The sequence below is a fragment of the Desulfobotulus sp. genome (assembly GCF_034006065.1).
Taxonomy (GTDB): Bacteria; Desulfobacterota; Desulfobacteria; order Desulfobacterales; family ASO4-4; genus Desulfobotulus.
In genome coordinates, this window is sequence record NZ_JAVETM010000089.1 from 1 (window position 1) to 6,124 (window position 6,124).

The 6,124-nt window shown below is 54.9% G+C and carries 7 protein-coding genes; all 7 read left to right on the forward strand.

The window, feature by feature from the left end; genetic code table 11:
- The first annotated feature begins 414 nt into the window (after nucleotides 1–414).
- Entirely contained in the window at nucleotides 415–1,260 is an 846-nt protein-coding gene (locus RBR60_RS16110) for a MerR family transcriptional regulator (protein ID WP_320358690.1), read from the forward strand.
- Nucleotides 1,261–1,528: 268 nt separating this feature from the next.
- The gene (locus RBR60_RS16115) at nucleotides 1,529–2,884 is read left to right on the forward strand and encodes a 4Fe-4S dicluster domain-containing protein (protein WP_320358692.1); all 1,356 of its coding nucleotides are present in this window, start codon (nucleotides 1,529–1,531) and stop codon (nucleotides 2,882–2,884) included.
- A gap of 2 nt (nucleotides 2,885–2,886) precedes the next feature.
- Nucleotides 2,887–4,059, forward strand: coding sequence for an NADH:ubiquinone reductase (Na(+)-transporting) subunit B (locus RBR60_RS16120; RefSeq protein WP_320358694.1), 1,173 nt, complete (start codon nucleotides 2,887–2,889; stop codon nucleotides 4,057–4,059).
- Nucleotides 4,052–4,756 (forward strand): FMN-binding protein, encoded by a 705-nt coding sequence (locus RBR60_RS16125; protein ID WP_320358696.1) that lies wholly within the window; start codon nucleotides 4,052–4,054, stop codon nucleotides 4,754–4,756. Before RBR60_RS16120 ends, RBR60_RS16125 begins: the two co-directional genes overlap by 8 nt.
- Complete coding sequence (locus RBR60_RS16130) at nucleotides 4,753–5,391, forward strand: NADH:ubiquinone reductase (Na(+)-transporting) subunit D (protein ID WP_320358698.1); 639 nt, start codon at nucleotides 4,753–4,755, stop codon at nucleotides 5,389–5,391. Before RBR60_RS16125 ends, RBR60_RS16130 begins: the two co-directional genes overlap by 4 nt.
- A 59-nt stretch (nucleotides 5,392–5,450) precedes the next feature.
- Nucleotides 5,451–5,741 carry a nucleotidyltransferase family protein gene (locus RBR60_RS16135; RefSeq protein ID WP_320358700.1) on the forward strand — a complete coding sequence of 97 codons (291 nt, stop codon included), beginning with the start codon at nucleotides 5,451–5,453 and terminating at the stop codon, nucleotides 5,739–5,741.
- Complete coding sequence (locus RBR60_RS16140) at nucleotides 5,734–6,024, forward strand: DUF86 domain-containing protein (protein WP_320358701.1); 291 nt, start codon at nucleotides 5,734–5,736, stop codon at nucleotides 6,022–6,024. Before RBR60_RS16135 ends, RBR60_RS16140 begins: the two co-directional genes overlap by 8 nt.
- Nucleotides 6,025–6,124 lie beyond the last annotated feature (100 nt).

Genomic DNA, 6,124 nt, shown 5'->3' on the forward strand with positions numbered 1-6,124 from the left:
ATCATCTCTCAATCCATAACGTCTTGTCATTGAAGGGTCCTCCCACAGCCCATCAACAGAAAAGCACAAAAACACCTCGTTGTGAATCCGGAAAATTGTCAGCTGCACAATTGATGACACGCCCTAAAATATTCAATGAATCGGCTAAGTATACTTCCCATATTCTAAGGTTTCCCGCCCCTGACAGTCCGGAAAAAAGCCCCCTTTCCCAATTCTTCCTTGACAGGCAACATCCACTCCGGGCAGGCATCCCCAGTCATGGGAGAAGAAAAAATAACCCCCCTCCCTTCCGGTACCCCAGGTAAGGCAATGAAAATCCTGGTCATCCAGCAAAAAAACGTCTTTGCCACACGCGTCCCTGCACAATTCAGGACAGCGTCCCAGAAAGGCAGGCCCAAGAGAAAGGATGGTTTTATGAAATACAAGGAGCGGTATTCCATAGGGGAGGTCAGCAGGATCTGCAACGTATCGAGAAAAACCCTCCGCTATTATGACAAGATCGGCCTCATCGGCCCGGAAAGGGACGATGCCAACAATTACCGATACTACTCCAAAGCCTCCCTGCTGGCCGTTCCTGTCATTAAATATTACAAGCAGATGGGATTCCGGCTGGAGGAAATGCGGTCCTTTATTGAGGGCAGTCCCAACAACGTCTACCGGGCTGTTCAGCAATCCTTCACCACCAAAATCCAGGAGCTGAAAAAAGAACAGGAGGAAATCCGCAGAAAATACATCTCCGTTAAAGACTGGTATGAACTCATCCTTGAGGCGGAAATGGTTCTCGACAACAGAATCAGCGAAGTATCCATCAAGTACGTGGAGGCTGTGGACTGCATCTTCCAGCAGCAGGCCTTTGACAACGACATTGAGGCCGCCATCATCAACATTGAATTCACCAACTTTCTGGACCAGGTGAACAATGAAATCACAGGGCCCGTCATCTTAAACTTTTTCTCCTTCAGGGAACGCATGCAGAACAAGCGCCAGAGCATCCGGATTCTCCAGAAACCCCTTCTGCCCTGCGAAGAAAAGAACAGCACGGTCTTTGGCGGTCAGATGATGGCAGCCTGTTACCACATCGGCTCCCACGAGAGTATTGCCCTCACCTACGAAAAAATCTGTCTCTGGGCCCGCCGCCACGGGTATGTGCTGGCCGAAGACGCTTACGAAAGGTATGTCACGGACTACTGGACAACCCGCAACAGTGAGCAGTTTGTGACAGAAATCCTGATCCGCGCATCCCGCCTGCAAAAAACCTGAAAAAGACCAAGGCCGGAAAGCTTCCTCCTATGGACAAGGTTTTTTTAAAAAAAACTCCCTCCCGGCCATGCCAGGGGCCTTGGCCCGATATTTTCCCACCTTTTCTTTTTACCCATCTGGTGCTATGCAATATCCACATGAAACGAAGTGGATCTTGCTGAACGTACGGCCATACCCCGCATTTCATCCATAAAAAAACAGCGACTCCCCCAACAACCCGAAACGGCCGCATTTTAAAAGGCGCGTTTCAGAATCCGGCAGGTTGTCCATGAAGGCGCTTCACATTCCAAACGGTTTTCAGCCAGCATTCGAAGGCGCTCCCGACCCAGGCCTTGTGCTGCTGCCACGCCCCTCCCACCTGGGCGTTTCTCCTTCCGCCTTTCCCTATGTCAAACCACGGCTTCTTGTGAAAGAAGGAGATGCGGTCTTACTGGGAAGCCCCCTTTTTGAAGACAAGAGAAGGCCTGAGCTGCGCTTTCTTTCTCCGGGAGGAGGCCGTGTTGAAAGCCTCTTCTTCGGCCCCAGGCGCAGCCTCCTTGGCATTGCCATACGCCTTGATCCCAAAGAAGAAAGGGAACGTTTTCCCGTGCTGGACAGCCAGGATCTGGAGGCGATTTCAAGGGAAGATCTCATCCGGCACCTGCTTGTCGGCGGACTCTGGCCCCTGATCCGCTCCCTGCCCTTCCGGGCCATTGCCGACCCCAAAGAGCTTCCCCATACCCTTTACGTCCGCATGGACTCCCACCAGCCCTTTTCCACCCTGCCCGAAGCCTACCTCAGGGGGAACCTTGAGGCCTTCCGCTTTGGCATGCAGGTTCTGAAAAAACTTGCCCCCAACCTTGTGGTGCACACCTGCGGAGAAAAACAGGGCTTTGTCCTCAACGAATGCCAGGGCCTTGTCAATCATACGGTTTTCGGCTGCTACCCGGCCCAGGATGCCGGTGTGCTCCACTATCACTTACGCAAAAAAAAGCCCTCGGGTCCCGCCTGGTTCATGGCCGCAGAAGATGTCCTGCTTGTGGCCCACCTTCTGGAAACGGGCACCTACCCCGGAGACCGCACCTTTGCCCTGGGCGGAGCGGGCTTCAAAACCCCCCTTCATGTGCGTACCCGCTTCGGAGCCCCCGTCCGCCACCTTCTTCAGGGGGGGGAAAGAAAAGAAGGGGATTTCCGCCCCATTGCAGGGGGGCTTTTCACAGGCCGCAACGCAGGCGAAGAGGGCTTCATGTCCATGTATGAGACAGGCCTTGGCCTTGTTCCCGAAGGCAGGGAAAAGGAGTTTTTCGGTTTTCTGCGCTTAGGATTCAAAAAAAACACCGCCTCCCGCACCTTTCTTTCCGCCCTTTCCCCCGGTCCCTTTCCCGTCAGCTGCAACACCCACGGTGAACAGCGGGCCTGCATCAACTGCGGTACCTGCGCACGGCTCTGCCCCGTGGAAATCCTGCCCCAGTTCACCATGAAGGCCCTGCACGCGGATGCCATGGAGGAAGCCCTGGCCCACGGTCTTCTGGACTGTGTGGAATGCGGACTCTGCGCCTATGCCTGTCCTTCCAAGATTGACCTTTCCCGGATCTTCCGGGAGGCGCGGGAAACACTTTACCTGGAACAGCAGAAAGGGGCCTGAGCATGCAGCGCCGGATACGGAAATTTTTTGACACCCACAGGCCGAAATTCGAAAAGGACGGAAGGTTCCACGCCTGGCACGGACTCTTTGAAGCCTTTGAAACCATCTTCTTTCTGCCGGACAGCACCACGGCCAAAGCCCCCCACATCCGGGACAGCCTGGATCTCAAGCGTTTCATGAGCATCGTCATCCTGGCCCTTCTTCCCGTCACCCTTTTTGGCATCTACAACACGGGCTATTACGCGAACCTGGCTGCGGGAACATCCACAGACCTTTTCCCCGCCTTCCTCCGGGGCCTTTTGATCTTCGTGCCTCTCCTTGTGGTGAGTTACGGTGTGGGCTTTTTCTGGGAAGCCCTCTTTGCCGTGCGCCGGGGACACGGCATCAGCGAAGGCTTTCTCGTATCAGGCCTTCTCTACCCCCTCATCCTGCCGCCGGATCTGCCCCTCTGGCAGGCGGCCATCGGCATCAGCTTCGGTGTGGTCATCGGAAAGGAAATCTTCGGCGGCACGGGCCGCAACATCCTCAACCCGGCCCTCACGGCCAGGGCCTTTGTCTTTTTCGCCTATCCGGGCCAGATGTCCGGAGATGCGGTATGGATCTCCGGCGGGGCCACGGATGCGGTTTCCGGAGCCACAGCCCTTGCCATCAGCTCCCAGGCGGAAGCGGGCACCCGGATTCCCGCCCTCCTCGATCAGGCGGGACTGGGCTTCTTTGAGCTTCTTGTGGGACGCACACCGGGCTGCATCGGGGAGACCTCCGCCCTCCTCTGCCTTGTGGGGGCCATCCTCCTGATCCTTACCGGAATCGCCAGCTGGCGCATCATGGTGGGAGGCGTGCTGGGGCTTCTCGCCACAGGGTTTCTCCTTAACCAGCTGGCCTCAGGACGGCTTGAAGCGGCCATGGCCCTTCCCGCCCATTACCATCTTGTCATGGGCGGCTTTGCCTTCGGCATTGTCTTCATGGCCACAGACCCCGTCACCGCACCGGGAACGGAAGCCGCCCGGTGGCTCTATGGTTTTTTCATCGGCGGGCTCACCGTACTCATCCGGGTGTTCAACCCCGCCTATCCCGAAGGTACCATGCTGGCCATTCTCTTCATGAACCTGTTTGCACCGCTTCTGGATCACTTTGTCATCCAGGCCCGGTTGAGAAAGAGGGTTCCCCATGTCTGAGACCCGCTCCATCACCTTCACCTTCTGCCTCTGCCTGGTCTGCAGCCTGCTGCTCACCGCAGCGGCCACAGGACTGAAACCCCGGCAGGAGGCCAATGCCCGGCTGGATCGCCAGAAGAACGTGCTCAAGGCCGCAGGGCTTCTGAGCGAGGGGGAAAAGCTCAAGGCACCGGAACTGGAAGCCCGCTTCCTGCGCCACATCCGCCCGGTTTCGACGGACAGGGAAGGCAGGCCCGCAAGGGAGGATGGGAAAAACACCCTTTCCTTTTACCTGAAAACCGATGGGGAAGGCTCCGGGGTTGAAGGCTATGTCCTTCCCATTGAATCCCGTGGGCTCTGGGGAAAAATCAAGGGTTTCATTGCCCTTGAGGCGGACGGCATCACCGTGTCCGGCTTTACGGTGTACAGCCATCAGGAAACGCCGGGACTTGGCGGAGAAATTGAAAAAAACGCCTTTCAGCAGGGCTTTAAGGGTAAGAAAATCCTGGATGTGGCGGGAACCTTCCGGGGACTTGTCATCGCCAAGGGCAAGGCTTCCGAAGATCCCGAACATGCGGTGGACGGCATTTCCGGGGCCACCCTGACGGGCAGCTACCTTTCCGAAGGACTCATGCAGACCCTGAAAGACTATGAGCCCGTCTCCCGCAGCTTCCGGGCCAAAGAAGGCTCCCGCTATCTTGAGAAGGAGACCCCATGAAACTCAAAAGCAGTCCCTACTACAAGGCCCTCACCGACCCCATCCTGGGCAACAACCCCATCAATATCCAGATGCTCGGAATCTGTTCCGCCCTGGCCGTGACCGTACAGCTCAATACCGCCCTGGTCATGGGTCTTTCCATGACCTTTGTCACGGCCTTTTCAAGCCTCATCGTCTCTTCCTTAAGAAAGTCCATCCCCAGAAACATCCGCATCATTGTGGAGCTTTTTGTCATCGCCACCCTGGTGATTCTCACGGATCAGGTCTTGAAGGCCTTTCTCTACGACATCAGCAAGCAGCTTTCCGTCTTTGTGGGGCTGATCATCACCAACTGTGTCGTCATGGGCCGGGCCGAAACCTATGCCCTGGGCAATCCTCCCCTGCTTTCCTTCTGTGATGGCATCGGCAATGGCATGGGCTATTCCCTGGTGCTTGTGGGCGTTGCCTTTCTGCGGGAGCTTTTCGGCTCCGGCAGCCTCTTCGGTATTCAGGTGATTCCCGAAGCCCTGTACGCCGCAGGCTATGCCAACATGGGCTTCATGCTGCTGGCCCCTGCGGCCTTCATCCTCATCGGGCTTTTTGTCTGGTTCCAGAAAGCCGTACTCCAAGGGAATGGAAAAAGAGGTTTGGAATGACCTGATCCATCCACAAGCCTTACGATCCCGGTGTAGAAGAATAAAGGGAGAACTTTAGAATGCAGAAAGACTATGTACTGCGCTGTCTGGGGGAATTCAAAAATCTCAGGAAGGAAGAGTATCGCATCCTCAGGATGGGAGTTTTCGGCTCCGTTGCCCGAAACGACATCCGGGAAGAAAGTGATATTGATATTGTAGTGGAACTGGAAAGGCCCGATCTTTTTTCACTCATCGGCATCAAACAGGAACTGGAAGCGCATCTGCACAGAAAGGTAGACATCGTCCGTTACAGGCCGGACATGAACGTCTTTCTCAAAACACGCATTGACAGGGAAGCCGTCTATGTATGACCAAAGCCTTGTCCGTGAAATCCTGGTACAGATTCATGGTGCGGGCCAGACCCTGCTGCAACGATTTCAACCGGTAAGAAACGTGAAAGATTTTACAGGTTCTGCTGCGGGAATGGAAAAGCTCGACAGCATATGCATGTTACTGATCGCCATTGGTGAGGCCCTGAAAAACCTTGATAAAGTGACAGGAAAAACACTTTTACAGCACTACCCCGAGGTAGACTGGAAAAAAGCCAAAGCCATGCGGGATATCATAACTCAAGTTTCGGACTTGAGTTATTGAGATAAGATTTGGTCCTTTTGCTTGTCTATATAATCTTGTGGAATAAAGAACAAATTAAGACAGTCAATAAATATCTCTTTTAAAGACTCAATTGCATCAA

Excerpts from the sequence above, each read along its gene's own strand:
- RBR60_RS16120 (WP_320358694.1), top strand. The coding sequence starts at position 2,887 with ATGCAGCGCCGGATACGGAAATTTTTTGACACCCACAGGCCGAAATTC.
- RBR60_RS16140 (WP_320358701.1), top strand. The coding sequence starts at position 5,734 with ATGTATGACCAAAGCCTTGTCCGTGAAATCCTGGTACAGATTCATGGT.
- RBR60_RS16125 (WP_320358696.1), top strand. The coding sequence starts at position 4,052 with ATGTCTGAGACCCGCTCCATCACCTTCACCTTCTGCCTCTGCCTGGTC.
- RBR60_RS16115 (WP_320358692.1), top strand. The coding sequence starts at position 1,529 with ATGAAGGCGCTTCACATTCCAAACGGTTTTCAGCCAGCATTCGAAGGC.
- RBR60_RS16135 (WP_320358700.1), top strand. The coding sequence starts at position 5,451 with ATGCAGAAAGACTATGTACTGCGCTGTCTGGGGGAATTCAAAAATCTC.
- RBR60_RS16130 (WP_320358698.1), top strand. The coding sequence starts at position 4,753 with ATGAAACTCAAAAGCAGTCCCTACTACAAGGCCCTCACCGACCCCATC.
- RBR60_RS16110 (WP_320358690.1), top strand. The coding sequence starts at position 415 with ATGAAATACAAGGAGCGGTATTCCATAGGGGAGGTCAGCAGGATCTGC.